Origin of the sequence: Sphingopyxis macrogoltabida, from assembly GCF_001314325.1 — a bacterium.
GTDB classification, from domain to species: domain Bacteria; phylum Pseudomonadota; class Alphaproteobacteria; order Sphingomonadales; family Sphingomonadaceae; genus Sphingopyxis; species Sphingopyxis macrogoltabida.
Genome location: NZ_CP009429.1, coordinates 195,875 through 221,270, shown reverse-complemented (window position 1 = coordinate 221,270; position 25,396 = coordinate 195,875). Strand labels below are relative to the sequence as shown.

The following is a 25,396-nucleotide window of genomic DNA, read 5'->3' as shown; positions in this document are numbered from 1 at the left end:
GCGCGGTCGATCATCGCGCTCCCCTTCAAAGCGCTTGAAGCACCGCATCATTCTGCGGCGTTGAGCGCCGCCGCTGCCGCTGCTAGGGCGTGCGCAATGGCGACACGATCAGACCAGCCCGCCCCGCCCGTTCCGGGCGAAATGCAGGACAAGCGCCCGCGCAAGCTCGGTAGTCTGCGCATGGTCTGGCACTATGCCAGCCGTTACCCGTTACAGCTCCTGATCGCGGTGATCGCGCTCGGTGTCGCCGCCATCGCGACGCTGGCGATCCCGTATCAGTTCAAGGAAATGATCGACAGCGGCTTCGTCGCCGGCGGCGGCGATGTGAGCCCGCATTTCCGCTTCTTCTATGTCATCGTGCTGCTGCTCGCGATCGCCACCGCGCTCCGCTTCTATTTCGTGAGTTGGCTCGGCGAACGCACCGTCGCCGACATCCGCCAGGGGGTACAGCAGAATTTGCTCCGCCTCGCGCCCGGCTTCTTCGAGGAAAACCGTCCGTCGGAAATCGCTTCGCGGATGACGTCGGATACCTCGATCATCGAACAGACCGTCGGCACCACCGTCTCGGTCGCGCTCCGCAACGTCGTGATGGGGATCGGCGGCATCGCCTATCTCTTCTCGCTCTCGCCAAAGCTCACCGGCGGCATCTTGCTCGGCATCCCGGTGATCATCATGCCGATCGTGCTGCTCGGGCGAAAGCTCCAGAATGTTTCGCGGTCGAGCCAGGACCGCGTCGCCGATATCGGCGCGACCACCGCCGAACAGCTCGGGGCGATGAAGATCGTCCAGGCGTTCGGCCAGCAGGACCGCGAGGCGGCGCGCTTCGCCACCGCCGTCGAGGCGAATTTCGCGACCGCCAAGCGCCGCATCCGCCTGCGCGCGACGATGACCGCGATCGTCATCGGCCTGCTGTTCGGCGCGATCACCACCCTGCTCTGGTACGGCGCGGTCGGGGTTGCCGAAGGCACGATCACCGGCGGCACGATCGCTGCCTTCGTCCTCACCGGCGGGCTCGTCGCCGGCGCATTCGGCGCGCTGACCGAAGTCTATGGCGACCTCCTCCGTGCCGCCGGTGCGGCCGAGCGGCTCAGCGAATTGTTGAATGCCGAACCGAGCATCGCCGCGCCCGCGAAGCCGCAGCGCTTTCCCGATCCGATGATCGGCACGCTCGAATATAGGAATGTCGAATTCCACTATCCGACGCGCCCCGATGCCCCGGCGCTGCATGGTTTCAGCCTCGCGATCCGCCCGCGCGAGACGGTGGCGATCGTCGGTCCGTCGGGCGCCGGCAAGTCAACGCTCTTCCAGCTCGCCGAGCGCTTCTACGATCCGCAAGGCGGCGAGGTCCTGCTCGACGGCGTGCCGCTCGTCGATGCCGACCCCGCCGACATCCGCGCCCGCATCGCGATGGTGCCGCAGGAAACGGTGATCTTCGCCGCGTCGGCGCGCGACAATCTGCGCTACGGCAACTGGAACGCGACCGATGAGGAACTGTGGGATGCCGCCCGCGCCGCGAATGCCGAGGAGTTCCTCCGCAAGCTGCCGCAGGGCCTCGACACCTTCATGGGCGAAGGCGGTGCGCGCCTGTCGGGCGGCCAGCGCCAGCGCGTGGCGATCGCCCGCGCCTTGCTCCGCCGTGCGCCGCTCCTGCTGCTCGACGAAGCGACCTCTGCGCTCGACGCCGAATCCGAAAAGCTCGTACAGGATGCGCTCGAAACGCTGATGCACGACCGCACGACGATCGTCATCGCGCACCGGCTCGCGACCGTTCGTGCCGCCGACCGCATTGTCGTGATGGACGACGGGCGCATCGTCGAGGAAGGCCGCCACGACGACCTCGTCGCCGCCGATGGCCTCTATGCCCGCCTTGCCCGGCTGCAGTTCCAGGACAATCTGGCCGCCGCCTAGAACCAACCTGCCGCCACCCTTCAAAGGACGCCTTGCCATGCTCTACGACCTTACCGTCCCCGCCTATATCAACGGATTGAAGGCGCTGTCGGGCCAGCTCGGCAAGGCGCTGGCATGGGGCCGCGACAATGATATCGGCGAGCTGCAGTTCATCGCCGCACGCCTCGCGCCCGACATGTTCCCGCTCGCCTCGCAGGTGCGCTTTTCATGCGGACAGGCGATCCAGGCGGCGACGCGGCTCGGCGCGGGTGACGCTCCCATACTCGACGAAGATGCGACCGACTTCGCGGGCTTGCAGGCGCAGATAGCCGCAACGCTGGCATGGCTCGAAACCATCGAACGCGCCACGCTCGACAGCGATCCCGACCGCGCGGTCGGCTTCGACCTGCCGAACGGCATGGCATTCGACATGACCGCCGCCACTTACGTGCGCGACTGGGCCCAGCCGCAATATTACTTCCACCTCGTCGCGGCCTACGGAATCCTCCGCCACATGGGCGTGCCGCTCGGCAAGGCCGACTATGTCAGTTACATGATGGCCTATCTGCGTCCCGGAACTGCCCCCGCCGCCTGACGGGGCCAGTTCCCGCGGTCCGAACCGCGGCCGTCAGATCAACCCGCCATATTCGCGGATTCCCGGAAAGGCGAGCTTGCTGCCGCCGTTGCGGCGGATCGCCCCGATCGCTTCGTCGACCCGCAGATAGCGCGCCCGCGCCTCGGGCTCGAACATCAGCACGGGCTGTTCGGTCCGCTCCGACGCGACCTTCACAAGCTGGCCCAGTTCGGCAAGGTCGACCGCCTCGCCGTTCCACCGGATCATGTCCGACGTATCGATCGTCACCCGGTTCTCGTCGAGCACCTTGTCGTCCACGCCCGGACCGGCGGGCAAGGTGATATCGACACTGTGCGTCGGCGGCGGGATGGTGATGATGAACATCACCAGCATCACCAGCATCACGTCGATCAGCGGCGTCGTATTGATATCGGGATCGCCGTTGGGATCGGCGCGAAAGATACTGCGATGAAAAGCACTGCGACGTCGGCGCATCGTCTCTCTCCCTCTCGGGCGCGAGGCGGCTCGGCAAGATCGACGCGCGCCAGCCCCGCGCTGCGGATCGGTCCCCTGCATCCATTGCAGGTAATCGGCAACCCGCTTTGTAATGGTATAACATTTTATCGGCAGCGCAAATAAAAAGCGCGGCGCCCTCGGCCCCCCACCATTCCAAACCGGCGGTGCGCATAAAGAAAGGGCGGCACCTTTCGGTACCGCCCCTCTTTGTCTTCCAGTCCCTGTCGGGAGTGGAAACCGGTCTTACATGCCCGAGTTCGGACCGTAAGTGATTTCCACGCGACGGTTCTGGTCGTTGCGGACGCCGTCGGCAGTCGCAACGGCCGGACGGGTTTCGCCGAACGCCTGGGCGCTGATCGAGCTGTCCGAGATACCGCGTGCGGTCAGGTAGCTGCGAACCGCCGTGTTGCGGCGTTCCGACAGACCGACGTTGTACTTGGCCGAACCCGAACGGTCGGCGTGACCGGCGAGCATGACCTGCGTACCCGTGCAGCCCTGGTTGTAGGCGCTGATCGCGTTGTCGAGCGTCGAAGCCGCTTCCGGCGTGATGTTCGACTGATCCCAGTCGAAGTACACGATGTACGGTCCGGGCGCACACACCACCGGGGGCGGCGGGGGCGGCGGGGGCGGCGGGGGAGGCGGCGGCGGCGGCGGCGGCGGGGGTGCCGGCTCCGGAGCCGGTTCAGCGCCACCGAAGTTGAACGTCAGCGTGCCGAGCAGCGAGTGCGAACGGAAGCGCGTCGAAACGTCGCGGCCAAGCGAGTCGACAAGGTCGACGCCGTTGACGTTGAAGAAGCGATACTTCAGGCCTGCATCAATGTTGCGCGTCAGCGGAGCGCGAACGCCGGCGATCGCCTGCCAAGCGAAACCCGTGTCCGAGTCATCGATGAAATTGCTCGCGAACACCGGTTCGACCGAGACGCGTGCGACACCGACACCACCGCCGATGAAGCCCTGGATGCCGTCATCGTCACCGAAGTCGAGCATCGCGTTCGCCATGAAGCTGAGCGCGTTCGAGTCGCCGTTCAGCCGCGTGGTGCCCGTGAACCCTGCACCGCCATTCGGAACCGGAACGGTAAACGTACCGCTCTTGATGTCGGCTTCGCGATAGCCGACTTCGACTTCCGCGCGGAAACCGCCGAAGTCATAACCGACAGTGCCTTCGAAGTCGTACCCGGTCCGGTGATCGAGCGTGCCAGCATTTTCGACAGCGCCGATGTCAAGGTCCATGTCCTCGACGATCATAGCACCACCACCGACACCCACATACCAGGAGTTGTCGCGCGCCAGAGCAGGCGACGCCAGGGCAGTGGAGGCCAACGCCACAGCGACGGCAAGCTTCCTCATAGTAATTCCCCTTTCAATTGAGATATACGTCTCGCCAGACGTCCTACCCGCGCCTTTGGTTCCACGCAAGCGAACAAATCACCATTCTGTTGTAAAAAAGTCGCACTTTTGATGCGAGTACAGGCAAATTCAGCCTGAAATCAGAAGACCATGCGCCTCGAGCAGCAGAATCAGTGCGGCGAGCACGCTACGGGCTTCTGAGTCGATTGTCGACCCGCCCGCCGCGCCCGCGATCGACGGCGGCTCGATCCAGCTTTCGCCGTCGAACCGCAGCGATGCTCCATCGGCAAGACGCGACACCCGCATCGCCGCTCGGGGCAGCACGAATCGCCAGCCGCCCGACGTCCAGATCGCGACCGCATCCTCCTTCCCCGCCCACGCGGCCGTAGCGTCCGGTCCGACCAGCCAGCAGCAGCCCTCGACGGGCGTAGCCGGCGGGTCGGCCTGCGGCCCGGCTTCGATCACCGCATGGACCAGCGCATCGAGCAAGGTCAGCGCCTCGTTGTGCGTAACCTCCTTTTGCGCCTGTGCCATCGCCAGCAGGGGCAAGGAAAAGCGGGGGGTTGCGGGCATGAGATCTTCCTTTCAGGTCAGGGGCAGGATGAGCGGCGCCGACACCGCGAAGTCGCCGATCTGGCGAAGTTCGATGTGGCTTCCCGGGGGCAGCGCCCCGATGATCGCGGCTTCGAGATGAAGGCTGGCCGACGGCCGCTCCCACGGCCCGACCCCCGGCACGGCGGGAACCAGCTCGGCGCGCCATGCTTCACGGCTTTCTCCCGGCGGGATATCGACATGGTCGCGCCAGCCCGGGTCGGCCCGGCTGCGGCGGACCCAGTCGATGTCGACGCCGCCCGAACCGTCGGGACGGATGCGTGCATGCACCGGGGCCAGCGGCCGCAACGCCTGCGCCGTGCCCGGCATCTCGATATCTTCGATACCGGTGCCGTTGCGCGGCGCCCACTGGACGATCGCCGCGCCGCTTTCGGCCCAGGCCGCCAGTTCGTCGGGGAGCAGCAGCAAGGCCGGATCGTCGATCAGCGCGAAGGGGGCGCCCTCGGCATGCGCATCCGCATGGCTCCCCGCCCGTCCGCGCAGCAGCCGCGACAGGCGCCAGACGCCGGGCGTTACGGCCTCGGCAACGCCGAATTGCAGCAACTCGCCACCGATCATCGCCCGGTTTGCGCCGCCGAGCAGCCGCGCATCGTCGACCGTTTCGAGCGTCATCGCCGGATTGACCAGCGTAACGACGACGGCATTGGCCAGATCGAACAGGTCGGCGCTTCCCGCGCCCAGCGGCTCGGCGAGCGCGCCGAGCGCCGCCGCCGGACGCAGCGCGCCGGCGGGCACCGGCTCGGCCCCGGGCATCGGCACGACCCAGCAGTCGGCGCCGCGCCAGCCGTCGTTGCTGCCGGCTCCGGCGACCACAAGCCGCGGTGCCTGCGCGGCAGCTATGCCAAGGCTGGGCAAGTCGAACACATGCACGGTGCCGGTCGCATCGGCCCAGTCGGGCTGGACCACCGGCGCACCCGGATCGGCCGCCACGGAACCGCCGGTCAGCGGCTGGTATCGCCGGAGCTCCAACCGCACGTCGTTCGCACGCACCGACCGGCTCGCCACGCGCCAACCGCTTCCATCGATCAGGGTGACGACGCCGCCGACCGGCAGCGCCAGCGCGCCAAGGTCGGCCTGCCAGACGACCGTTTCACGGCCATCGGTCGCCGCCGCCGCAAGCTGCTGCGCAAGCGCGCGCGCCGATCCGGCGGCGAGCACCGCGGGCAGATCGATCCGCTCCTCGCGAGCCCCGCCGCCCGCGACCGCGCTCGCCTGCTGGCCGAGCTGATAGTCGCGCTCGGGCTCGTAATGGCGCAGCCGTATCGTGCCGGGCAGCGACGATAGCGCCGCGCGGTTTCGCTCGACCCGGTCGCCCGGCGTTTCGGCGCGTCGCGTTTCGCGAAAACCGGCGAGCGCGACCGGGGCTGCGCCGATGCCTGCGGGGGCGAGAAACCATCCGCCCGGATCGCTGACCAGCCGCATGGCGTCGGCTTCGAACAGCGGCGCCAGCGCATCGCGCGCCCGGTCGCCCGACGCGGCATAGCCAGCAAACGCCCAGCCACCGCTGCAACGCCCCGGCTCGCCGAGCAGGGTATCGCCGACCATACCCGCGTCGATCGGCCCGGCATCGGCCTCGACTTCGAAGGTCAGCGACGGGATGCGATTGCCGAAGCTCGCCAGTTCCAGCTCCTCGAACACCGCATAGCCGGTGCCGCGAAACGCGCTCGCCGACGCCATTCCCACCGCCGATGCGATCAGCGGGTCGGCCGCCTGATCTTCGCTTCCGGAATACCAGCGAAAGGTGCAGCGCTCCTTGAACGTCCCGCTCGATCCGCGCAGCAGATTGCCATCCGCCCAGATACGCCGGATCGCGCGGATCGGCCGCGACGACAGCGCCACCGCGAGCGAGACCGAATAGCTATATTCGGTCACCGACGGCCGCCCCTTGCCGCCGCCGCTCTTCGTCCGCCGCTCGATCAGGTCGGTCGCCCAGATCACGCTGCCCGCGACGCGCATTGTCCCGAACAATTGCGGGATCTGCTGGCCATAGGTCGACGCCTGCACCTTAAGGTCGGCCAGCCGCGGGCCTTCGCGCCCCTTCGGTTTGAAGATCGCGGCGTCGACCTGCTGGCCGATCGTCGCGCCGATCGCCGCCCCCACCGGCCCGCCAACGAGTCCGCCGACCACCGTCAGCACCAAAGTCGCCATGATAAGCTCCCATAATCACAGCCGTGTCCCCGCGCAGGCGGGAGCACGGGGCTTTTCAATCCAGCGGCAGCCGCCACCGGTCCATATCGCCCCAGGCATCGAACGGCGTTTCCACCACCCGCCGCAGCCCCGCATGCGCATGCACCAGCCGATCCGTACCGATCAGCCCGAGGTGAAATTGCCCGGCATCGAGCGCGATCAGCGCCACACGCCATCGCGGACTGCCCCGCCGACCGGCATGAATCCCGCAGCCGTCAGCCCCGCCTCGACCTGCGCCCGCGCCCAGCCGCGCAGTGGATAATCGCGCGGCCGGACAAGCCGCCGCCCCGCCGCGGCATAGGCCGCCCACACCAGCCCGACACAGTCGAGTCCCGTCCGCGCGTCGCTTCCCTGCGGCCGAAACCGCACCCCCACCATCGCGCGCGCCGCAGCGAAGGCGCGCCGGCCAACGTCATCCACCGGGGTATCGCGTCAGCAGATCATTACCGGGAAGGTGCGCTTCTCCGCGAAAATTGACCGAATTGGCAAAACGGGTCCGGCACGTCGAAAGCTGCTTGTCGCACCCTTCGGTCAGCCGCACCCGGGCCGGCAGCGCCACGGCCAGAGGCGGCGCCTCGGCGAGATGCAGCACCGCGCCCTCGGCACCGATCACCGGGCTCGCCAATCCGCAATTCGCGCCCTCGAGCCACAGCAATTCGCCGAACGCCATTACCCCCGCCGCCACGCTGTCGAGCGTGACCGTCCGCCCCGCGACCGCGATCACCCGCCGCCTGTGCGTCAGCGGCGCCAGATCGACGCGGCACGCCCGGTCACCCAGGTGTGCCCGGCAACTCGGCGAGGTTGCCGGGCACACCGGCCGGTCGAGCATCCGCGTCACCCCTTGCAATTCCGCGCCAAAAGCCGCGCCGCGCCGCTCGATCGCTCCCAGCGATCCGCGTGCAACGGTGATCGGCGCCGCATCGGGCGCAGTCCAGTCGGTCACGAACAGCACGAGCTCGGCGCCGTCCCAGCGCCCCGCGTCGAGATCGCGCGCCGCGATCGCCTCGCTCGCGATGGCGCCTTCGAGATCCATCGTCGCAGCGTCGAGGCTGTCGCTCGTCTCGATCGCCGACGGCTTCATACCCGGTGCCGCGCGATAGACGATCCCGTCGATCACCAGGTCGCGGTCGTGCGAGGTCAGCCCGATCACCACTCCGTCGCGCCGCGCCAGCCGCCAACACCACGCCAGCGTCACCAGCTCCTCGCACAGCCAGTCGGGTGCCGCCGCGATCACCATGGCGCCCGCACCTCGACCAGCGGCACATTCGCGATCTCGCCCGCAAGGAACGTCGCGCGGCTCACCTCCAGCCGATCCTCGGCAAAGCGCACCGGCACGTCGAACAGGAAGCCCGCACGCACCGCCACCCCGTCCGCCGGCGCGGCATCGAGCAGCACTTCGCCGCTGTCGGTCAACGCAAAGGCCGCGGTCTCCATCCCGTCGACCGACACCCGCACGCTCCCCGCGACCGGCAGGCGGATCGCGCGCGTCTGTATCGCATCGTCGCTGCCATAATATTTGACCAGTGCGAAATGCCGCCGGCTGCCGTCGCCGGTCCCCAGCCACTGGTCGATCGCCGTCGGCATACCGCCGCTCGCCGCCGAACTGCCGTCGAACGGATCGCGAAAACGAAACGCCCGCGCCGCGCCGCGCCGGGCGCGGAAGAAATCGGTCAGGATCCGCACATCGGCCTCCGAGCGCACCCCCGGCCCCGCGTCGTAGCGCATCCGCGCCTCGGCCCATTCGCTCGCGCGCTGCTCATGCCCCGACGGCGAACTCACGATCTGGGTCGAAAATTCGGTCACCACCAGCGCCTCGCGCCCGATCGCCAGCGGGAAATCCACCGCATCAAAAGCCTGCACCTCGCCCTCCCCGTCGCCTTGTCCGTCGAATGTTATGAAACCGTCGCGCGCCACCTGCGGCAGCGCCCAGACGAAGGTCTGCGCCACCCCGGCACGCCGTGCCGCGTCGGCGGCGTCCGCAATCGGTCCCCACTGCGCCCGCTGCTCGGGCAGCAGCACGAACCCCGAAAAATAATGCTGCTCGTCGACCGGATAGCCGAGCCGCGCGACCATCACCGCGCGTGCACCCGCCGTCTCGCCGCCGCGCCCGGCGGTGACCCAGTCATAATCCTCGAGCTGCAGCACATCGAACGCCGGCGCCGCCCAGTCCGGCGGCACATTGGCGCGCCGCACCTCGGGCGCCTCGCCATCGAGCACCGTCGGCAGAAAGACGAGTAAATGGCTCACCAGCCCCGCCACCCCCGCCTCGTCGCGCGCCGCCGCGACGAGCGCGCCGGTCGACGCGGCCAACAATACGCCCAGCGCATCGAGCATCGCCAATTGCCCCGCATCGAGCACCCCGCGCACGTCGGGGATCGCGACGCTCGCGCTGCCCAGCGCCGCCGTCGTCGCGGCATCATAGGCGCAAAGCCGCCCTTCGCTCGCGGTCCACCACCAGGGTTCGCCGACCTGGAATTTCAGCGGCAGCTCCGCCGCCGCGCCGATTGCGACGAACGCCCGCGCTACAAGTTGCAGATATCCCATCGCGGCGGCATTCGCCGGCGACAGCAAGGTCGCCGGTGGCTCCCAGCCGGTCAGCGCCGGCGATCCATCGGCCGTCCGCTGCTTCCAGTCCTCCCAGCAATAGGCATCGAAATATTCGTACGACAGCGACCAGATGAGCCCCAGCCCCGCCGCCTTGCACGCGCTCGCATAACCGGCATGCCAGGCCGCGCACGGTCCGTTGAGCACCCCGCCCGCCAGGCTCGCGTAAAAACCGCCGCTCGCCGCCTCGAGCCGCATATAATGACTCATCCCGACATAGTGGACGACGTCGCCGCGATAGCCCAGTTGCACGATCTGCCGCACCACCCGCGCCGGGGTCAGGTTATAGCTGTCGTCATAGCCGCCCGCGATGCCGAGGGCGTGTTCGGGCAGCACGACATCGCCAATCGCCAGCACCGATCCCGACCCCGCACAGGCGATCTCGCTCATCTCGGCCCAGCCCTCGACCGGCGCCGCGAGCACGCCGTCGCTCGCGTCATAATCCGGCGGCACCAGCGAAACGAACATCCGGTCGATGTCGCCCGCCCACACCGGGTCCGCCTCGCCCGGCAGCAGGAAGCCGCCGTCGAGATCGTCGAAATCGAGGCTGACCAGCGCATCCTCGGCCGTCCCCGTCGCATAGTTCCACAGCCGCACATACCAGGCGCGCGGGCTCCCCGCCGCATCGCGCCCCTCGATGGTCAGCGTCGGCCCGTGCAGCGCGTCGAGCGGCTTGATCCCGCCCGACCGCCAGCGGAAGCGGAGCTGCGTGTGCCGGAAATCGCGTTTCGTCTCATAGGCGAGCAGCGGATGGTCCCAGCGGTCCTCGGCCTCCCAGATCAGCCCGGCCAGATCCTGCTTGCGATAGAAAACCGTCTCGACGCGCAGCGCCCGCGGCGCATCGCTCGTCACGCTCGCCATCATCGGCCGCGCGAAATCGACCGTCCAGAAGCGCGGGTCGAAGCGCTTCAGCCAGCCCTTCCTATGATGCGGCTCGGCCGCCACCAGCGCCCAGCCCATCAGTCTTCGCCCTGCGCGACCGCGCGCCGCACCGCGCGCGCCAGTTGCCGCCCGGTCTGCGCCAGCCGCTGCGGCTCGCTCCCGGCATCGCCGCGCACATTCACCGTGATCGCGATGTTGCGCACCCCGCCCGTGCCCGCCGCCTCGATCCGCCCGCTTGCGGTCGGCACGAACAGCTCGGGTCCGCGCTCGCCGACCCTGTAGGCGCGCCCCGCGCTCACCGGCCCGCCCGTCGCGCGTCCCGGCGCCCCGAACAGCGCCATCGCGATCGAGCTTCCGAGCGACAGCAATCCGCCGCCGCCCGACCCGCCGCCCATCGCCGCACCGATGCCGTTCGAAATCGCGACCCGCGCGACGTCGGCCATCACCGACAGCACCAGCCGTTTCAGATCCTCGAACCCCAGCTTGCCGGTGCGGATCGCGCGCGACGGCGCGCCTTCGATCGCCCGCCCGGCCTGCTCGGCGCCGGCGACCAGCGGCCCGTCGAGCTCGGCGCGCATCGCCGCGATGTCGCGGCGGAAAAGACCGGTATCGGCGCGCACCGCGACCACCAGCTCGTCGATCTCATCCATCGGGAAATGCCTCCATCATCGCCGCCAGCGCGGCACGGCCCAGCCCCGGCGCCGCATCCTCTTCGGCCCACCCCGCCAGTACCGCGCGGACATCGGCAGGCGTCGCCGCCCAGAACTCGTCCGGCCGCCAACCGCCGACGCGCGCCATCACCCCCGCGAGCGCCAGCGCGGCGGAGCCCAGCCGTTCGTCCTGCACCTCACCGCCCCTGCAATATCTGCCCGAGCAGCACGCGCAGCGCCGGAGTCACCGCCGCCAGCCCCTGCGCGACCACCGCCTCGCCGACCCGCTCGCGCGTCAGCGCCTCGGGCCGGTCGCGCACGCAATGCCAGAACAGCGACGCCAGCTCAGCCAATGCCAGCTTGCCGTCGGCGGCCCGCTCGACCAGCGTGAACAGCGGTCCCAGCTCGTCCTCGGCCGCCACCAGCGCGGCAAAGCTCGGGCGCAGCACATGCACCGCGTCGCCGACGCGCAGTTCGGCCTCACCGCGCAGTGGGTTCGCGCCGCTCACAGGCTCACCACCGGCCCGCTCGATTCCAGGCTCAGCGTATAATTGCGCTCGCCGTTGTAATCGCCGGCATAGTCGAGCCGCGTGACCAGGAAGCGCCCCTGCATCCGCTCGCCGCTTTCGAAGCTCAGTTGATAATCGTCGATCGCGCCCGACAAGGCATGGCCGCGCAGCCGTACCTCAGCCGCCGACCCGGTAAAGATCCCCGCCGCGCTCACCGAAACCGATCGCACCCCGGCGCCCGACAGCAGCTCGCGCCAGCCGCCCGAATCCTTGGTCGTGACGTTCACCGCCTCGCCATTCACCGAAAGCTGCGTCGTGCGCAGACCCGCGACGGTGCCATAGGCGGGCGGCACCCCGCCATCGCCGATCTTGAGCAGAAAAGCGCTCCCATTTTCAATTGCCATCGTCTAATCTCCTCACAGAAAAATCGCTGCAAACGGGGAGTCGCAGGATGCTTTTCACGACATTGCTTCTGGCCGCCATGGCGCCGTCGCCGACCGCCGCGGTCGACACGACGCGCGTCGCTTTCACCAAATGTCTGAACACGGCGATGAAGAAGGGGCTCGACGACAAGATCACCGCCGCCGAGTTCGAAATGTCGGTCAAGTCGGTGTGCGAAACCGAACGCGCCGCCTTTCGCACCGCGGTGATCGCACTCAACCGTTCGGGCGGCGATTCGGAAGCCGATGCCGCGGAAAATGCCGACATGCAGGTCGACGATTATCACGCGAACTTCGTCGACAAGTTCAAGGACTATTCGGAAAACAACTCGCGCCCCGGCGAGTGATGCTCACGCCGCAAGGCAGCGGCAACGCACCACCACTTCGTGCCGCCAGCCGCCGTCGCGGGCAAAGCTGAAGCGCGTCCGGATCGCGCGCGCGCCAACGACGGTCCAATCGCCGGCCGCTCCGCGCAACGCCGCGACGACCGCCTCGATCCGCCCTGCCGCCCGATCGCCGGGCGCGCTGCCCGCGCCGGCGAGCAACAGCGTCAGCCGCACCTCGCGCCCGGCACGATCCTTGGTGCCCCAGTCGCTTCCTTCGGCCGCCGCGACCGAAACATAGGGCGCGCTCACGCGCGGCGGCGTACCGTCGAAAATCCCGTGAACCAGCCCCGCGAGCTCCGCATCGGCGGACAGCAAATCCAGCGCCCGCACCCGAACCGCCTGCTCGGCCCCGCTCATCGGCCGCTCCCCAGCCCGACCCGCCGCCACGGCTGCCACAGCGCCGCGATCATCGCCGGCGGCGCGCCGGTGTCGCCGTCGCGCGCCGCGTGGAGATGCTGCATCATGCGCAATATGCCATGGCGGATCGCCTCCGGAATGGCGTTGACGTCGGCCGCCATGCCGGCGCGATAACGGACACGCACCCGGTTGCCGTCGCGCGTCCCGGCGATCGACAGCCAGCCGGTCCCGTCGGATGACAGGCCGAGGCTCCGGTCCGCTTCGGCGACCTCGCTTTCGCCGCCCGCCGCGAGAAGCAAGGTCACGGCCTCGACCGCGACCACCGGCCGCACCGACAGGCGGATCTTGCTACCGGCGACGGCCACGACCTCCTCGGCTTCGCGGATCACCAGCCACTGACCGACGAAGCTCTCGCAGATATTCGCTGCGGCGCGGATCAATCCCGCGACCACCGCATCGTCGGTGCTCGCGCCCAGCCGCAGCCAGCCGCGCGCCTCGTCGAGGCTCACCGGGGCCTCGCCCGGTACCAGGCTCGTCGTCATCACCGTTCCTCCACCCTCACGGTCAGCGACCGCTCGTCGATCTGCCCGTCGCTCATCGTCACCCGGTTGCTCACGCGATAGACGTGGCCGGCGATCCCGCCGGTCAGCGTCGCGACCGATTTCAGCAGATCGTGGCTCGCCGCCGCGACCGCGACGCCGTCCGGCTCGTCGGGCACGCACGTCCATGCGCTCGCCAGCACCGCCTGCCCGTCGGGATAGGCGGCCGCCCATTCGAACTCGAAATCGATCCGTGCCCCCGGATCCTTCACCACCATCGTCATGTCCGCTCCTTTCTGGTCAGGGTTTGCGAACCACCATCACCCGCCGCGCCACGCCGCAGGGCTGGAGGTGGCGGGCGGGCGGCCGCGCTGCGTCGGGCGCCGCGCCGCCCCATTCGCCCGGCAATTCGCGCCGCCCGGCATCGCCGATCGCCTGCGCCGACGGCGGCTTTCCCGCCGTCACGCCGCCGCCTCCAGCGCCGCGATCCGCGCTTCCTGCCCGGCGATCAGGAACAGCGCGAGCTGGTCGGGACGGATGCCGAAGCGCGTCTGCGTCCCGCCATCCGCATCCCATTCGTCCCAGCAAAGAAAGGCATAGGGGGTCGCCCCCGGCCGGCCGTCGGCGCCGACCGGATCGACCAGTCCCTCGTCGGCCATGATCGCCCAGACCGCCTGCGCGCGCAGCCCGAAATGATGGCGTGCACCGGCCGCCCCCTTCTCGGCAATCGCGTCGTTCCACTGAAAGAACCCCAGCTCGGCCGCGATCCGCCGCGCCGCGTGCAATTCGGCCCCGGTGGCGCCGCCGCGCCACGTCTTGTCGCGCATATCCGACGTGTTGATCGTCCCCGTCCCGGCATAGACGACCGACCAGCGGGACGATGCGGCACCCAAAGTCTGCCCATTGTCGCTGCCGGGCTGCAACACGCCCGCCGACGACAGCCGCAGTCGTTCGACCGATCCGTTATGAAAGACGAAGCCGCCCAAATTTGTGCCCGTCGATGTCAATTGCACCATGTTGGCCGTCGGGTCGGATCCGAGCAAAAGATAGTGCGAATCGTTTCCGGCAAGATTCGTGACCTGGAAGCGCGCGACCGTCTGCATCGCGTCGGCATCCGCCGCACGAACCGTCAGCCGGACGTTGGCAACGGGGCTGGCCCCGACGCCGAGATCGCCATTGGCGGCAATCCGGACGCGTTCGGCCCCTGCGGTCGCCATGCCCAAGATGTCGCTTCCGGCCCGGAACAGGCCCGTGGCGGGGCTGCCACCGAAAGCGATCGACGGCGCCGCCGCCGTCCCGTTTGCGCAAGCGAGCAGCCCGCCGACGATGTAGGCCCCCGCAGCATTCTTATAGGTCAACGACGCCATCGGGACATTCACCCAGCCGCCGCCGCGCCGCACCGTCAGCAGATCGTCCGCCAGCCCCGTCGCCACCGTCTCATGCCCCGTCGACAGCGGCTGCTTCGCCGCAACAAGGGCACCGAGGGTCGCGTCGGCCGCGTCCGTCGCGGCGAACCAGCCGGCCCCGACGGTCAGCGCCAATGTCTTGAGACCAGGTTCAAAGTCGACAGGCGCGCCGCCGTTCGACGACGCCGCGACGGTATCGCGGACCAGCCGGCCGCTCGTGTCGATCCGGCCGAGCCCGGCCTCCCACTGGCCTTCGTGGACGACCCCCGCGATGGCATAGTGAAACGGCGTGTCGATCGGTACGTTGCCGGCGAAGCGGCGATGGCCGGGCACCGCGCCGGTCGGCGTCAGCGGCCCGGTCCCGCCCTCCTGGCACAGCTCGCGCACCAGATCGGCGAAAAAAAGGGTCGGCATGGCAGCGCCATCCTTTCCGGAAAAATGTTGATGTTGCTCAACCGTTCGACATTTCGTTCAGACCGAGCCGAAAATGGCGATCTCACGTGACCCGGAGCGCAGCGTACGTCTGTACGTGAGCACCGGAAGCGCGGGGGATCGGCATTTGCAGGCCGGTATGGGCGGAATGTCGAACGGTTGACGCCCGGCCCTGACCCGAAAGGGAAGGGAACCCAGGGCCGGGCGCCCATCGCGCACCAGCGCTGCTTAGCTGGCGGCGAACTTCAGCAATTTGATGGCCTGCGAATCGATGATCGCACCGCCCACCCTTTTGGTTGCATAGAAATGCACAAAAGGCTTGTTGCTGAACGGGTCGCGCAGGATGCGCGTCTCGCCGCGATCGGCGATCAGATAGCCGGCGGCGAAGTTGCCGAACGCGACCGACAGGCTGTTCGCCCCGACGTCGGGCATGTCCTCGGCCTCGACCACCGGATAGCCGAGCAGGCTCGCCGCCTGCCCCTCGACCATCCCCGGCTGCCACACGAAAGCGCCGTCGCTGGTCTTGAACTTGCGGATGCGCGACAGCGTGTCCGAATTCATCACCCAGCACGCGCCCTGCCGGTACGGCGCCTTCAGCGAATGGACCAGCTCGACCAGCTTGTCCTGCGGGTTCGATGCCGGAAAGGCGCCCGCCGTCCCGGTCGCGAGATACTGCAGCGACCCGAAAGCGCGCACGCTGTCGACCTCGTTCGTCGCCGTATAGGTCAGGAAGCCCTTCGGCCGGTTGGTGCCGTTGCCGTTCACGAACGCGCTGCCCTCGGCCACCGCGAACTCGCGGCCGAGCTGCTCGGCCAGCCAGTCCTCGACGTCGAACATCGCATCGTCGAGCATCGCCTGGCTCGCCGCCGGATTGGCATAAAGCTCGCCCGACGGCGGCGCGATCTCGGCAAAGCTGCGCGTCGCGGTCTCGGGCCGCGCCGCGGTCTCGCCGACCCAGCCCGCGCCGAACGATCCCGTCGCGACCAGCTTGCGATAGCCGCTGGTCCCGGTCTGCACGACGGTCGCGATCGACCGGATCGGCGACAGCGCCTTCAAGGTCGCGGCAATGCTCCCGTCGATCTCACGCGGCACCGCATAGCCGCCGTCGCCAACGGTTGCCCCCGACAGGCTCTTCATCTCGACCCCGCTATCGATCCCGCGCCGCAGATAGCGCTCGACGAAGGCGTCACGCGCCGGATCGGCCGCCTTCGCCCCGTCGAGCGGCAACCGCGACGCCGCGACCGTCTGCGCATCGACCTGTGCTTTCAGCGCCGCGACCGACGCTTTCAGATCGTCGACCGCCTCGGCCGCCAGCACCGCATCGAACACCCCTTCGAGTGCGTCCGCCTTCACTTCCATATCGTCCATACTTGTCACTCCTTCACCACCTGAATCACCCGCGCCAGCGGCTGCATCGGCGCCGCCACCAGGCTCACCTCCGCAAGGTCGAGCGCCAGCAGCTCGCGCGGCCCCTCCCCACGCGCCGCGCGCACCCGATATCCAAAGCTGAGGCCGGTCAGCGCGCCGCGCTCGACGAGCTTCGCCGCCGTCGGATGCGTCACCCGCGCCACGACGCGCAGCCCGCGCGCATCCTCGGCCAATGTCTCGATCACCCCGACCACCGCCCCCGGCCGGTGCTGCCAGAGCAGCGGCACTGCGCGCCGCTCGCGCAAACTCGCCGCAAAGGCCCCCGCGCGCACAATGTCTCCGCCGCGATCGACGCGGTCGAACACCGACGCGTAGCCCGCGAACCGCACCTCGCCCCGCGCTTGCGGGAGGCCTCGTTCCGCCACCGCGCTCATTTGAGCAGCCCCGGCAGTCCCAGCTTCATCGCCAGCCCGACGACCAGCAGCGCCAGCATCCCGCGCACCGCCCAGTCGACCGCCGCCGCCCAGGCGCTCTTCTTCGCATCGCGCCACGCGCCGAGCAGTTGCCTGAGGTCGCTGACATCGTCGCGCGCCGCTTCGTCGGCGAGGCCGAGCCTTGCCAATGCCCGCCGCGCGCCCAGCTCGCTCGCTTCCTCGACCACCGCGCGCAACAGCGCCGCATCGGGCGCATTCGTCCCCGCCAGCGCGATCAGCCGCGCCAGCGCCTCTTCTTCATCCATGTCGCTTGTCTCCGGCTAGTCGACGCCCAGCAGCGCCTTCTTTTCGTCCGCGGTCAGCCAGTCCGCCGCCGACACCTCGCGCCACAGCGCCATCCGGTCCTCGACGAGCGCCGGCACCCGGTCGAGGTCGACGCGCAGCCCGGCGCCGTCGAACCACTCCGCCAGCCCCTGCGAAATCGCCCCCAATATCTTCGTGCACAGCGGCAGCACGGTCAGCCGCCACAGCGCGCGGCTGGCCTCGCGATAATTGGCATAGGTCGCATCGCCGGGCAGCCCGAGCAGCATCGGCGGCACCCCGAACGCCATCGCAATCTCGCGCGCGCTCGAATCCTTCAGCGCCAGGAAATCCATCTCCGCCGGCGACAGCGACAGCGCCTGCCACTTCAGCCCGCCTTCGAGCAACAGCGGCCGCCCCGCATTCGCCCCGCCCGCGAAGCTCTCGGCCAGTTCCTCGCGCAGCCGGTCGACCTGCTCGGCCGACAGCGGCATGCCCTTGTCGCCCGGATCGTGCACCAGCGCCCCCGACGGCCGCGCCGCATTCTCCAGCAGCGCCGCATTCCACTTCGCCGCTGCATTATGCGCCGCGATCGCCCCCGCCGCGGCACCGAGGCACCCCGCACCATAATGATCGTCGAGCGGATGCAGCGCCTTCACATGCACCACCGCGGTCCGCCCCGCACCGTCCTCGGCGGGCAGCACCGCCGCCGACCCGCCCGCCTTATAGCGATAGGCGACCGGCCACCCGCGCGCGTCGGCCTCGACCGTCACCCGCTCGGGCCGGAGCGCAAACAGCTCGGCCGGCGCCCCCGCGCCGTCGGTCAGGATCTGCACATAGCCATTGCCGTGCAGCAGCAGTTGCGACGCCAGCGTCTCGATGAGCCCCTGCCCGCCCGACGTCGCGGAAACGAGCGCCAGCAGCGCCGGATCGTCCGCCGCCACCGGCGCCGACCCCGCCGCCTCGGCAACCAGCCGCACCGCGCGCTGCACGATGGCGTTGGACAAATAGCCCTCACGCACCTGCGCCTCCCACGTCAGCGGCGCCGGAGCACTCCAGCTCCCATACACCCGCGACAAAGCGGGCCGCGCAGCCCCCTGCGCGGCCTTGCGGCCAAACCAGTTCATGATGTTCTCCGACCTCGTTCTGAAGATGTGCGAAATTAGGAAGAGCCGGATTCCCGCCTATCCCCTTGGCGCGAGACCAACGGGTGGAAATGGCCCATGTTCATGGTTGGCTATTTGTTCTCACTTGATTATGAACGGCTTTGGCAGCCGTCCTATCGGCTTTCTGACCGGAACCGTGCCTCTGATACGCCGCGGAGGCATCGGGCCTTCCGGAGCGTGGGCTCTTCCCCGCATGCAGAAAGCAGGTGGCTTATGCAGCGCGTTTTTGTGCGTGAGTATAGGCGCTGGCGGTTCGGCCGAGTGGAGCTGGTAAGAGCTCACACTCGGCGCTGGCCTTGCCAGTATTCGTTCGACTTCTAGCACGGAGTGAACGGTAGGGCGGCTGCCAACCCTGCGGAACGGATTCCACATTTCTGGATTCGCATAGGCTCCTTCGTCTCGCAAGTTAAATGTGTATTATTATACACACTCAAAGATGACCTAAACCCGCCTTACCCCCGGCGCCCGCCCCTTCTTGAGCCCCTCCAGCAACGCCGCCAGGGCCCACACGCAAGCATCCGCCCGATCCGGCGACCGTCCCGGCCCCGCATATCCGCCGCCCACCTGCAACCCGCAAAGCTCGTCTTCCAGCGCCGCGAACGCCCCCGCATGCACCACCCGCCCGCGCTCGTATGCAATCGCGACCGGCTCCGCCCTTCGCGCCTTGCCAACGCTCGCGTGCACCGGCGTCACCGGCAGCGTGCAGTCGGCCTGGCGCAGCGTCGCCTCGACCATCTCGCCCCCCATATTGCTTTCGGCGACGATCCGGTCGGCGCTCCAGCGCGCCGCCGCGGCCGCCACCGCCTGCGCCCATATCGCGGGCGGCGGCGTCTCGACGCTCGCATCCGCGACGACCGCGAGCCGCCCGTCGCGGAGCTCAGCCGCCACCACGATCCCGCACGCATCGCCGTTCGCCGTCGCCGGCGGATCGACGCCGATCACGACGCGTACCGGCTTGCCGATGTCCGCGGCGCCGATCCGGCACCGCTCGATCAGCCCGCGCGTCCACAGCGCCCCCTCGACATCCTCCAGCAATTCGCCGTCGAGCTCCTGCCGCCCCAGCCGCGTCCCGCCATATTGCGCGATCATATGCGTCACGAAACTCGCCGGCAGGTGCGGATTCTCGGCGGTCCGGCCGAGACTCGTGACGCAGCCCGGCACAGCCGCGACCTTCTGCATCAATGGCACCGGGCGCGGCGTCGTCGTCACCAGCACGCGCGGTCTTTCACCCAGCCGCATCCCCAGCATCAGATTGTCCCACCCCGCGTCGCCGCCCTTCTTCCATTTCGCCAGTTCGTCGCACCAGCCGAGATGATGTTCGGGACCACGCAGATTTTCGGGCGCCGCCGCCGAAAACAAGGTCGCGACCGCGCCGCTGTCGAAATGCAGCTCGCGCAGCCGATGTCGCCATTGCGGGGCTTCGTCGGCCCGCGCGACGGCCAGCAGCCCGCTGGGTCCCTCGATCATCACGCGCATTCCGTCATTTTCGTTCGCCGCGACCAACGCGATCCGGGCGCCCGGCAGGCGCCGTGCCATTTCGCTGATCCATTCCGAACCCGCCCGCGTCTTGCCGAACCCTCGCCCGGCGCGGATCAGCCACACGGGCCAGTCGCCCGGCGGCTCGCGCTGCCCCGCATGCGCCCACTGATACCAACGCTCGTCCAGCTCCTGCACATATTTGCGCGGGATCTCGCGCAACACGCGCTGCCGGTCGTCGGGCGACAGCGCCAGGAGCCGGTCGACAATGGTCTCGTCCTCGCGCAACTCCAGCCGCTCCAGCCACCGCGCGAGCTGCACTATTTCGCGTCCTTTTCCGCCTCGCGCTCGCGCTGCTGCGCCATGATCGCGATGCGGCGCAATATTTCGGCGTCGGTCTCCTCGGCCGTCGGCCGGCTCCGCGCATTCAGCCGAACGCGCTTGGCTCGGCCGCCTTCGATGCTGGCGCGATGCTTGTTCATCAGGTCGATCGCCTGCGCGACCGTCATCGCACCGACGACCGGTATCGCGTCGGGATTATCGTCGTGCGCGACCTCGATCGTCTGGATCGCACGCTCGACCAGCGCCATTTCCAGCCGCGCATAGCCGCTTTCCAGCGCCGCCTGCCATGCCTCGGCAAAGCCTGGGTCGCGCCGCCGCAGCTTATACGCCGCCGACGGGGCGAACCCCGCGACCGCTGCCGAAGCGCGCACATGACAGCTTTCGGCCAGCGCCTCCAGAAACACCTGAAGCTGATGGGGGGTTATCTGCCGCGACTGCGGTTCGACGGCATCGTTGCCCGATCCGCGCCCACCCGTCTCTCCATCGCCCGTCGCCACAACCATCGCCCGACCTCCAAATGCGATCGGGCCGGAACAGCCTCCCGCATCGGAAGGCCGCCGGCCCGACTCGCAATTCTTCATGATGTGACACTTGTGCCATATTAGCGTGACGATGTCAATAGAAAATAACCTATATGGTTACTAACTCCTCGAACAGGCTTATCACGTCGCCCACGTTCGCCACGCCATACTCGGCTTCCAGCAGGCGTTGCGCGTCCGCCTCGCTCTCTGCGCTGACGACGATAAGCTGGTCCCGTCCCTCCGCGGTCACGTCCGCCGCGACGAGGATCATGTGTTTTTCCACGGCCTTGCCCCCCACAGGCAGGAAATATCCGCTGGCATGTCCGATGCCGACGCTTTCGCGTACCCCGGACTAATACGGCCTAACCGCCTGCCAGCTTGCAACGAACATAACGCAAACAGGCGATTCGGGGAAATTGCTTGCCCTCCGGCTTCTCCACCGGCGGATGCTTCAACAGCGTTCCTGACGAACCTCGCCGCTCAAGCCAGCTCGTCCCAGAGGAAGGTCAGCTCTTCGACGTCGCGCTCGATGAACAGTTCGCGGGTCATCGCGTTATGGCCCGTCCCTTCGCGGACGCGCAGCCGGATGCGGCGGTCGGAACAGTTCGCATCCTGGGCGGCCGCGACCATCTTGCGTGCGTGCCACGGCGGACAGGTGGTGTCGGCGGCCCCCGCGTCGCACAGCAAGGCGGGATAAGGCGTGCCGGCGCGGACGCGGTGGACGGGCGAATAGGCGCGCATCGCCGCCGCATCCTCGGGGATTGCCGGATCGCCATAATCCGCCTTGACGATGTTCAGCGGCACCGGATCGCGCGCCAGATTGACCAGATCGCACACCGGCACCTGCGCGACCGCCGCGCCGATCAGGTCGGGACGCTGGGTGAACACCGCGCAGGTGAGCAGGCCGCCGTTCGACGAACCGGTCACTCCGGTGCGCTCGGGCGTCGCGAAACCGCGCGCGTGGATATCCTCGATCACCGCGAACATGTCGTCGAACGTGCCCTGTTTGCGGTGCATCCGCCCCTCGTTCCAGAATTGGGTGTCGCGCTCGCCGCCGCCGCGCAGCTGGGTATGGACCCACAGCCCGCCGAGCTCGGTCCACGCCGCGCCCATCGCCGAATAGCTCGGGATCCACGGCGCATTGAAGCCGCCATAGCCGGTGACGATCGTCGGCGCGCTGCCGTCCAGCGGGGTCGACCGCTTGCGCAGCACCCAATAGGTGACAGGTCCGTTCGGGCCGGTCGCGCTCAGGCGCTCCAGTTCACGATCGCTCAGCGGATGCGCTGATGCCTCCAACTCTTCAACCGTCAACTCGCGAAGGTCAGCACGATAGACGCCGCAGCCGGAGGTCAGGCTGCTGTGAAGGAACACACAGGAATCGCCGTCGGGACCGACGACGTCGGACATGATCGCGGCGATAAAGCCAAACCCCATCAGCCCGAAGGCACCGTCGCCGGGCAGCGGCGGATAGCCGAGGTCGCGGCCCTGCCGGTCGAGCGACTTGAGCCGCATCACCCCGCCCTCGATGGTGGTGAGCGCGACATGCTCGCCGCACAGGGTGATCGAGACCAGCTTGATCTCGTCGCGGGCGGCGATCAGCTCGCGCCAGTTCGACGGGTCGTCGAAGCTGTCGGCGGGGATGGCGACCAGCCGGCACCAGCCCGACGTATCGTCGGTGATCGCCCAATATTCGTCGCCGACGAAACGCCCCTTGTACATCGAACCGGCCGGCCCGCCTTCCTCGGCCAGCACACGCGTCCATTCGCCGCCGTCGATGCGCCTGATCCAGCGCGGGCGCGGCGCGGTCTGGTTGGCCATCACCGAGACCCAGCGGCCATCGGCCGACATCACCGGCCAGCCGAAGGGAAAGTCGAGCTCGGTAGGCTGCAATTCGGCTTCGCCCGCCAGCGGTTGCCACCAGACGTCATATTGCGGCGCGACCTGACCGTCGGCGAGCGTTTTCATGCCGAGGACCGAATAAAAGAAGCCGCTGTTATCGTACGCCCACGCGCCCAGCGCATAACCAGCGATCGATGGAAATTCGCGCACGACGCTGCCGTCCGCGACGCTCAGGACGCGATAGGCGACCGCCTGATCGACGCTGATGCCTACGAACAGCAGCGTCCCGTCGGGCGAGGGATGGCAGATCGCGATCGTCGCGGCCGGATCATGGTCGCTCGGGTCGACCAGAACCCGCTCCGCGTCGGTCGGGCTGGACGCGACCGTCAGCACCAGATTGGGGCGCCCTTCGATCTGGACCTTGCGGAACCAGCTGTCGCCGAACCGCTCGGGCGCGGTCGCGGCGAACAAATCCTCGAACGTGGCGTTCACCGCGGCGGCAACGCGCGCGGCGTTGGGTGAAGCGGCCAGCTCCGCCACCGTCCTGTCGTTCGCCTGCCGCTGCCATTCGATCACCGCGGCATCGCCGTCATCCTCGATCCAGCCAAAGGGATTCTCCACGGCGGGGGCGATCGTATCGGTCATGCTGCTCTTTCCTCTGCTGGCGAAATCCGGCGCGACACGCGATCCCGAATCCGACTTTTCTCTCGACTTCTAATAAGTACTTTTCTCCCGGCTTCCAAAAACTGTCAAGAGGGCATAAGAGGGGCCTATGAGCACGACGACGACCAAGCGGATGGGCCGCCCGCCCAAGGTGACGCGCGACGAGATTCTCGACGCCGCCGAACAATGGGAGCCGGGCGAGCTGCAGTTCACCGCGCTCGCCGAAGCGCTCGGCATCTCGGTGAAGACGCTCTATTATTATTTCCCGGCGCGGCAGGCGCTGCTCGATGCGCTGACCGAACGCGCGGTGGCGGACATGGGGCTGCCCGACATCATGCAGGCCGCGAGCTGGCGCGCGGTGCTGACCGAGGTCGCGCTCTGGTTCTACCGGCTCGGCCGCGAACGGCCGGGTTCGTTCATCGACACCAATGTCGCGACCAAGCGGGTCGGCCTGCAACTGCTGCGGCTGACCTTTGTCCGGCTGGGCGAACTGGGCTGGACGACGTCCGATGCGATGCGCGCCAACATCGTGGTCAGCAACTGGGCGGTATGCCGGGGCGAATCGGCGCACGCCAATCCGGTCGACAAATATTCGCCCGAAGAGACGCGCGCCATGCTGGCCGACTATTTCAGTGCCGATGTCGCCGACCAGATGACCGCCGTGGCGCAACTCTTCGGCAGCGACCGGCAACTCTTCGACGACGGGCTGGCGATCGTGCTGGCCGGGATCGAACAGCTCATCGTGAACAAAAGCGCAGCACGCACCTGAGTGCCGCCGGCGCTCAACCCGCCATCATCGCTTCCGTCCGCGCCGCGAACCACGGCGCCATCCGCTCGATCGCTTCCTCGACCAGCGGGGTCGACACCGCAAAGCTGAAGCGAATGAATTTTCCGCCGTCGACCGGGTCGAAATCGATCCCCGGCGCCGCGGCGACGCCGGTATCGGCCAGCAGCTCGGCGCAGAAAGCGAGGCTGTCGTCGGTCAGATGCGCGACATTCGCATAGATATAAAAGGCACCGTCGGGCGGCGCGATCTCGCGCAGCCCCATCGCGGGCAAGGCGCGCAGCATGATCGCGCGGTTCCGCGCATAGGTCTCTACATGCCCCGCCAGTTCGCCGCCGCAATCGAACGCCGCCAGGCCCGCGTGCTGGGCCAGCGAAGGCGGGGTCAGGAACAGGCTGCCCATCCGGGCGCGCACCGTGTCGATCAGCCCGGCCGGCGCGACGATCCAGCCGAGGCGCCAGCCCGCCATGCTGAAATATTTGGAAAAGCTGTTGATGACAACCGCCTCGCTGTCCCATTCGAGCACCGAAGCCGCCGGCTCGGCGTAGCTCAGACCGTGGTATATCTCGTCGGAAACGATACGGATGCCGCGCCTCCGGCAGACGTCGACGATGGCCGCCAGCTCGTCGCGGGCAATGATCGTGCCGGTGGGGTTGGCGGGGCTGGCGACGATGATCCCGGCGGGCGCGGGGTCGAGCGCCGCGATCGCCGCCGCGCTGAGCTGGAAGCGTTCGGCCGGACCGCACTCGATTTCGTGCGCGTCGAGGTACAGCGCCTTCGCCGTGTTGCGATACGCGACATAGCCGGGCCGCGCGAAGGCGAGGCGGTCGCCGGGCTCGAACAGCGAGGTCAGCGCCAGCACCAGCGCCGGCGAGGCGCCGCAGGTCAGGATGATCTGTTCGCGCGCGACGCGCACGCCATATGCTTCGGCATAGTGGCGCGCGATGCGGTCCTTCAGCGGGATGCTTTCCCAATATCCCATTGCATCCGAATCGAGCACCTCGTGCGCCCGCGCGATCGCCGCCGCCGGGGCGCCGGTCGACGGCTGCCCGAACTCCATATGGATGATCGACCGCCCCTCGGCGGCCAGCTCGTGCGCCATCCGGCTGATGGCTATCGCGTGAAACGGTTCGATCGCTGCAACCACGTCGTCTTCCCCTATATCCGGCTCGCGC

General features: G+C 68.4%; 30 protein-coding genes. 4 read left to right on the top strand and 26 right to left on the bottom strand.

The genetic code is table 11. From position 1 onward, the window contains the following. Window positions 1-96 precede the first annotated feature (96 nt). Together LH19_RS01095 and LH19_RS01090 are read left to right on the top strand one after the other, a co-directional pair. The gene (locus LH19_RS01095; protein ID WP_234716046.1) at window positions 97-1,908 is read left to right on the top strand and encodes an ABC transporter transmembrane domain-containing protein; all 1,812 of its coding nucleotides are present in this window, start codon (window positions 97-99) and stop codon (window positions 1,906-1,908) included. Window positions 1,909-1,945: 37 nt separating this feature from the next. Continuing rightward, window positions 1,946-2,482, top strand: a complete 537-nt coding sequence (locus tag LH19_RS01090; RefSeq protein WP_054724173.1) for a DUF1993 domain-containing protein — start codon at window positions 1,946-1,948, stop codon at window positions 2,480-2,482. Between the two features lie 33 nt (window positions 2,483-2,515). On the opposite strand, the gene LH19_RS01085 is transcribed toward LH19_RS01090, so the two are convergent. From LH19_RS01085 to LH19_RS01035, 12 genes are all read right to left on the bottom strand, one after another. Further along, a complete protein-coding gene (locus LH19_RS01085) occupies window positions 2,516-2,956 on the bottom strand; it encodes an ExbD/TolR family protein (protein ID WP_054724170.1) in 441 nt (146 codons plus the stop codon). A gap of 264 nt (window positions 2,957-3,220) precedes the next feature. Then, window positions 3,221-4,324, bottom strand: coding sequence for an OmpA family protein (locus tag LH19_RS01080; protein WP_054724168.1), 1,104 nt, complete (start codon window positions 4,322-4,324; stop codon window positions 3,221-3,223). Window positions 4,325-4,453: 129 nt separating this feature from the next. Further along, a complete protein-coding gene (locus LH19_RS01075) occupies window positions 4,454-4,897 on the bottom strand; it encodes a DUF2793 domain-containing protein (protein WP_054724166.1) in 444 nt (147 codons plus the stop codon). Window positions 4,898-4,909: 12 nt separating this feature from the next. Then, window positions 4,910-7,084 carry a phage tail protein gene (locus LH19_RS01070; RefSeq protein ID WP_054724164.1) on the bottom strand — a complete coding sequence of 725 codons (2,175 nt, stop codon included), beginning with the start codon at window positions 7,082-7,084 and terminating at the stop codon, window positions 4,910-4,912. A 55-nt stretch (window positions 7,085-7,139) separates the two neighbouring features. Beyond that, window positions 7,140-7,292 carry a hypothetical protein gene (locus LH19_RS29285; RefSeq protein ID WP_234716045.1) on the bottom strand — a complete coding sequence of 51 codons (153 nt, stop codon included), beginning with the start codon at window positions 7,290-7,292 and terminating at the stop codon, window positions 7,140-7,142. Continuing rightward, on the bottom strand, window positions 7,283-7,543 hold the full coding sequence (locus LH19_RS29280) for an NlpC/P60 family protein (protein ID WP_234716044.1): 261 nt from the start codon (window positions 7,541-7,543) through the stop codon (window positions 7,283-7,285). The genes LH19_RS29285 and LH19_RS29280 overlap by 10 nt, the downstream gene beginning before the upstream one ends. Continuing rightward, entirely contained in the window at window positions 7,536-8,360 is an 825-nt protein-coding gene (locus tag LH19_RS01060) for a DUF2163 domain-containing protein (protein WP_054724162.1), read from the bottom strand. Before LH19_RS01060 ends, LH19_RS29280 begins: the two co-directional genes overlap by 8 nt. After that, the gene (locus tag LH19_RS01055) at window positions 8,354-10,687 is read right to left on the bottom strand and encodes a DUF2460 domain-containing protein (protein ID WP_054724160.1); all 2,334 of its coding nucleotides are present in this window, start codon (window positions 10,685-10,687) and stop codon (window positions 8,354-8,356) included. Before LH19_RS01055 ends, LH19_RS01060 begins: the two co-directional genes overlap by 7 nt. After that, a complete protein-coding gene (locus tag LH19_RS01050; RefSeq protein ID WP_054724158.1) occupies window positions 10,687-11,259 on the bottom strand; it encodes a hypothetical protein in 573 nt (190 codons plus the stop codon). Before LH19_RS01050 ends, LH19_RS01055 begins: the two co-directional genes overlap by 1 nt. Beyond that, on the bottom strand, window positions 11,252-11,455 hold the full coding sequence (locus tag LH19_RS01045) for a phage tail assembly chaperone (RefSeq protein WP_054724155.1): 204 nt from the start codon (window positions 11,453-11,455) through the stop codon (window positions 11,252-11,254). The genes LH19_RS01050 and LH19_RS01045 overlap by 8 nt, the downstream gene beginning before the upstream one ends. Before the next feature lies 1 nt (window position 11,456). Then, entirely contained in the window at window positions 11,457-11,768 is a 312-nt protein-coding gene (locus LH19_RS01040) for a gene transfer agent family protein (RefSeq protein WP_054724154.1), read from the bottom strand. Beyond that, window positions 11,765-12,172, bottom strand: coding sequence for a phage major tail protein, TP901-1 family (locus LH19_RS01035; protein ID WP_054724152.1), 408 nt, complete (start codon window positions 12,170-12,172; stop codon window positions 11,765-11,767). The genes LH19_RS01040 and LH19_RS01035 overlap by 4 nt, the downstream gene beginning before the upstream one ends. Before the next feature lie 47 nt (window positions 12,173-12,219). Here LH19_RS01035 and LH19_RS01030 point away from each other — a divergent pair, with 47 nt between their 5' ends. Further along, window positions 12,220-12,555 carry a hypothetical protein gene (locus LH19_RS01030; RefSeq protein ID WP_054724150.1) on the top strand — a complete coding sequence of 112 codons (336 nt, stop codon included), beginning with the start codon at window positions 12,220-12,222 and terminating at the stop codon, window positions 12,553-12,555. Between the two features lie 3 nt (window positions 12,556-12,558). Here the strand turns inward: LH19_RS01030 and gp17 are convergent, their stop codons facing one another. From gp17 to LH19_RS00975, 13 genes are all read right to left on the bottom strand, one after another. After that, on the bottom strand, window positions 12,559-12,951 hold the full coding sequence (gene gp17 / locus LH19_RS01025; protein WP_054724148.1) for a tail completion protein gp17: 393 nt from the start codon (window positions 12,949-12,951) through the stop codon (window positions 12,559-12,561). Then, entirely contained in the window at window positions 12,948-13,493 is a 546-nt protein-coding gene (locus LH19_RS01020) for a head-tail connector protein (RefSeq protein ID WP_054724146.1), read from the bottom strand. The genes gp17 and LH19_RS01020 overlap by 4 nt, the downstream gene beginning before the upstream one ends. Further along, window positions 13,493-13,774 (bottom strand): phage fiber-tail adaptor protein, encoded by a 282-nt coding sequence (locus LH19_RS01015; protein ID WP_054724143.1) that lies wholly within the window; start codon window positions 13,772-13,774, stop codon window positions 13,493-13,495. The genes LH19_RS01020 and LH19_RS01015 overlap by 1 nt, the downstream gene beginning before the upstream one ends. A gap of 16 nt (window positions 13,775-13,790) precedes the next feature. Beyond that, on the bottom strand, window positions 13,791-13,955 hold the full coding sequence (locus tag LH19_RS28330) for a hypothetical protein (RefSeq protein ID WP_156343989.1): 165 nt from the start codon (window positions 13,953-13,955) through the stop codon (window positions 13,791-13,793). Continuing rightward, window positions 13,952-15,310, bottom strand: coding sequence for a tail fiber domain-containing protein (locus LH19_RS01010; RefSeq protein ID WP_054724141.1), 1,359 nt, complete (start codon window positions 15,308-15,310; stop codon window positions 13,952-13,954). The genes LH19_RS28330 and LH19_RS01010 overlap by 4 nt, the downstream gene beginning before the upstream one ends. 246 nt (window positions 15,311-15,556) lie before the next feature. Next, entirely contained in the window at window positions 15,557-16,696 is a 1,140-nt protein-coding gene (locus LH19_RS01005) for a phage major capsid protein (protein WP_082395364.1), read from the bottom strand. 5 nt (window positions 16,697-16,701) lie between these two features. Then, complete coding sequence (locus tag LH19_RS01000) at window positions 16,702-17,130, bottom strand: HK97 family phage prohead protease (RefSeq protein WP_054724139.1); 429 nt, start codon at window positions 17,128-17,130, stop codon at window positions 16,702-16,704. Beyond that, window positions 17,127-17,435: a DUF6127 family protein gene (locus tag LH19_RS00995; protein WP_054724137.1), complete on the bottom strand. Its 309-nt coding sequence runs from the start codon at window positions 17,433-17,435 to the stop codon at window positions 17,127-17,129. Before LH19_RS00995 ends, LH19_RS01000 begins: the two co-directional genes overlap by 4 nt. Before the next feature lie 15 nt (window positions 17,436-17,450). Next, window positions 17,451-18,557 (bottom strand): phage portal protein, encoded by a 1,107-nt coding sequence (locus LH19_RS00990; protein WP_054724135.1) that lies wholly within the window; start codon window positions 18,555-18,557, stop codon window positions 17,451-17,453. A gap of 480 nt (window positions 18,558-19,037) precedes the next feature. Then, window positions 19,038-20,393: a DNA-packaging protein gene (locus LH19_RS00985; RefSeq protein ID WP_234716043.1), complete on the bottom strand. Its 1,356-nt coding sequence runs from the start codon at window positions 20,391-20,393 to the stop codon at window positions 19,038-19,040. Then, window positions 20,393-20,917 (bottom strand): hypothetical protein, encoded by a 525-nt coding sequence (locus tag LH19_RS00980; RefSeq protein WP_054724132.1) that lies wholly within the window; start codon window positions 20,915-20,917, stop codon window positions 20,393-20,395. Before LH19_RS00980 ends, LH19_RS00985 begins: the two co-directional genes overlap by 1 nt. A 127-nt stretch (window positions 20,918-21,044) precedes the next feature. Further along, window positions 21,045-21,206, bottom strand: a complete 162-nt coding sequence (locus LH19_RS28325; RefSeq protein WP_158514378.1) for a hypothetical protein — start codon at window positions 21,204-21,206, stop codon at window positions 21,045-21,047. Window positions 21,207-21,415: 209 nt separating this feature from the next. Beyond that, on the bottom strand, window positions 21,416-23,419 hold the full coding sequence (locus tag LH19_RS00975; RefSeq protein ID WP_054724130.1) for a prolyl oligopeptidase family serine peptidase: 2,004 nt from the start codon (window positions 23,417-23,419) through the stop codon (window positions 21,416-21,418). 127 nt (window positions 23,420-23,546) lie between these two features. Here LH19_RS00975 and LH19_RS00970 point away from each other — a divergent pair, with 127 nt between their 5' ends. Beyond that, a complete protein-coding gene (locus LH19_RS00970) occupies window positions 23,547-24,206 on the top strand; it encodes a TetR/AcrR family transcriptional regulator (protein ID WP_054724129.1) in 660 nt (219 codons plus the stop codon). Between the two features lie 13 nt (window positions 24,207-24,219). Here LH19_RS00970 and LH19_RS00965 read toward each other — a convergent pair whose 3' ends face one another. Beyond that, window positions 24,220-25,368, bottom strand: coding sequence for an aminotransferase class I/II-fold pyridoxal phosphate-dependent enzyme (locus tag LH19_RS00965; RefSeq protein WP_054724127.1), 1,149 nt, complete (start codon window positions 25,366-25,368; stop codon window positions 24,220-24,222). Window positions 25,369-25,396: the final 28 nt, after the last annotated feature.

Bases quoted from the DNA above. Each gene is read 5' to 3' on its own strand.
- LH19_RS01095 (WP_234716046.1), top strand. From the start codon at position 97: ATGGCGACACGATCAGACCAGCCCGCCCCGCCCGTTCCGGGCGAAATG.
- LH19_RS01090 (WP_054724173.1), top strand. From the start codon at position 1,946: ATGCTCTACGACCTTACCGTCCCCGCCTATATCAACGGATTGAAGGCG.
- LH19_RS01085 (WP_054724170.1), bottom strand. From the start codon at position 2,956: ATGCGCCGACGTCGCAGTGCTTTTCATCGCAGTATCTTTCGCGCCGAT.
- LH19_RS01080 (WP_054724168.1), bottom strand. From the start codon at position 4,324: ATGAGGAAGCTTGCCGTCGCTGTGGCGTTGGCCTCCACTGCCCTGGCG.
- LH19_RS01075 (WP_054724166.1), bottom strand. From the start codon at position 4,897: ATGCCCGCAACCCCCCGCTTTTCCTTGCCCCTGCTGGCGATGGCACAG.
- LH19_RS01070 (WP_054724164.1), bottom strand. From the start codon at position 7,084: ATGGCGACTTTGGTGCTGACGGTGGTCGGCGGACTCGTTGGCGGGCCG.
- LH19_RS01060 (WP_054724162.1), bottom strand. From the start codon at position 8,360: ATGGTGATCGCGGCGGCACCCGACTGGCTGTGCGAGGAGCTGGTGACG.
- LH19_RS01055 (WP_054724160.1), bottom strand. From the start codon at position 10,687: ATGGGCTGGGCGCTGGTGGCGGCCGAGCCGCATCATAGGAAGGGCTGG.
- LH19_RS01050 (WP_054724158.1), bottom strand. From the start codon at position 11,259: ATGGATGAGATCGACGAGCTGGTGGTCGCGGTGCGCGCCGATACCGGT.
- LH19_RS01035 (WP_054724152.1), bottom strand. From the start codon at position 12,172: ATGGCAATTGAAAATGGGAGCGCTTTTCTGCTCAAGATCGGCGATGGC.
- LH19_RS01030 (WP_054724150.1), top strand. From the start codon at position 12,220: ATGCTTTTCACGACATTGCTTCTGGCCGCCATGGCGCCGTCGCCGACC.
- gp17 (WP_054724148.1), bottom strand. From the start codon at position 12,951: ATGAGCGGGGCCGAGCAGGCGGTTCGGGTGCGGGCGCTGGATTTGCTG.
- LH19_RS01020 (WP_054724146.1), bottom strand. From the start codon at position 13,493: ATGACGACGAGCCTGGTACCGGGCGAGGCCCCGGTGAGCCTCGACGAG.
- LH19_RS01015 (WP_054724143.1), bottom strand. From the start codon at position 13,774: ATGACGATGGTGGTGAAGGATCCGGGGGCACGGATCGATTTCGAGTTC.
- LH19_RS01010 (WP_054724141.1), bottom strand. From the start codon at position 15,310: ATGCCGACCCTTTTTTTCGCCGATCTGGTGCGCGAGCTGTGCCAGGAG.
- LH19_RS01005 (WP_082395364.1), bottom strand. From the start codon at position 16,696: ATGGACGATATGGAAGTGAAGGCGGACGCACTCGAAGGGGTGTTCGAT.
- LH19_RS01000 (WP_054724139.1), bottom strand. From the start codon at position 17,130: ATGAGCGCGGTGGCGGAACGAGGCCTCCCGCAAGCGCGGGGCGAGGTG.
- LH19_RS00995 (WP_054724137.1), bottom strand. From the start codon at position 17,435: ATGGATGAAGAAGAGGCGCTGGCGCGGCTGATCGCGCTGGCGGGGACG.
- LH19_RS00990 (WP_054724135.1), bottom strand. From the start codon at position 18,557: ATGAACTGGTTTGGCCGCAAGGCCGCGCAGGGGGCTGCGCGGCCCGCT.
- LH19_RS00980 (WP_054724132.1), bottom strand. From the start codon at position 20,917: ATGGTTGTGGCGACGGGCGATGGAGAGACGGGTGGGCGCGGATCGGGC.
- LH19_RS28325 (WP_158514378.1), bottom strand. From the start codon at position 21,206: ATGATCCTCGTCGCGGCGGACGTGACCGCGGAGGGACGGGACCAGCTT.
- LH19_RS00975 (WP_054724130.1), bottom strand. From the start codon at position 23,419: ATGACCGATACGATCGCCCCCGCCGTGGAGAATCCCTTTGGCTGGATC.
- LH19_RS00970 (WP_054724129.1), top strand. From the start codon at position 23,547: ATGAGCACGACGACGACCAAGCGGATGGGCCGCCCGCCCAAGGTGACG.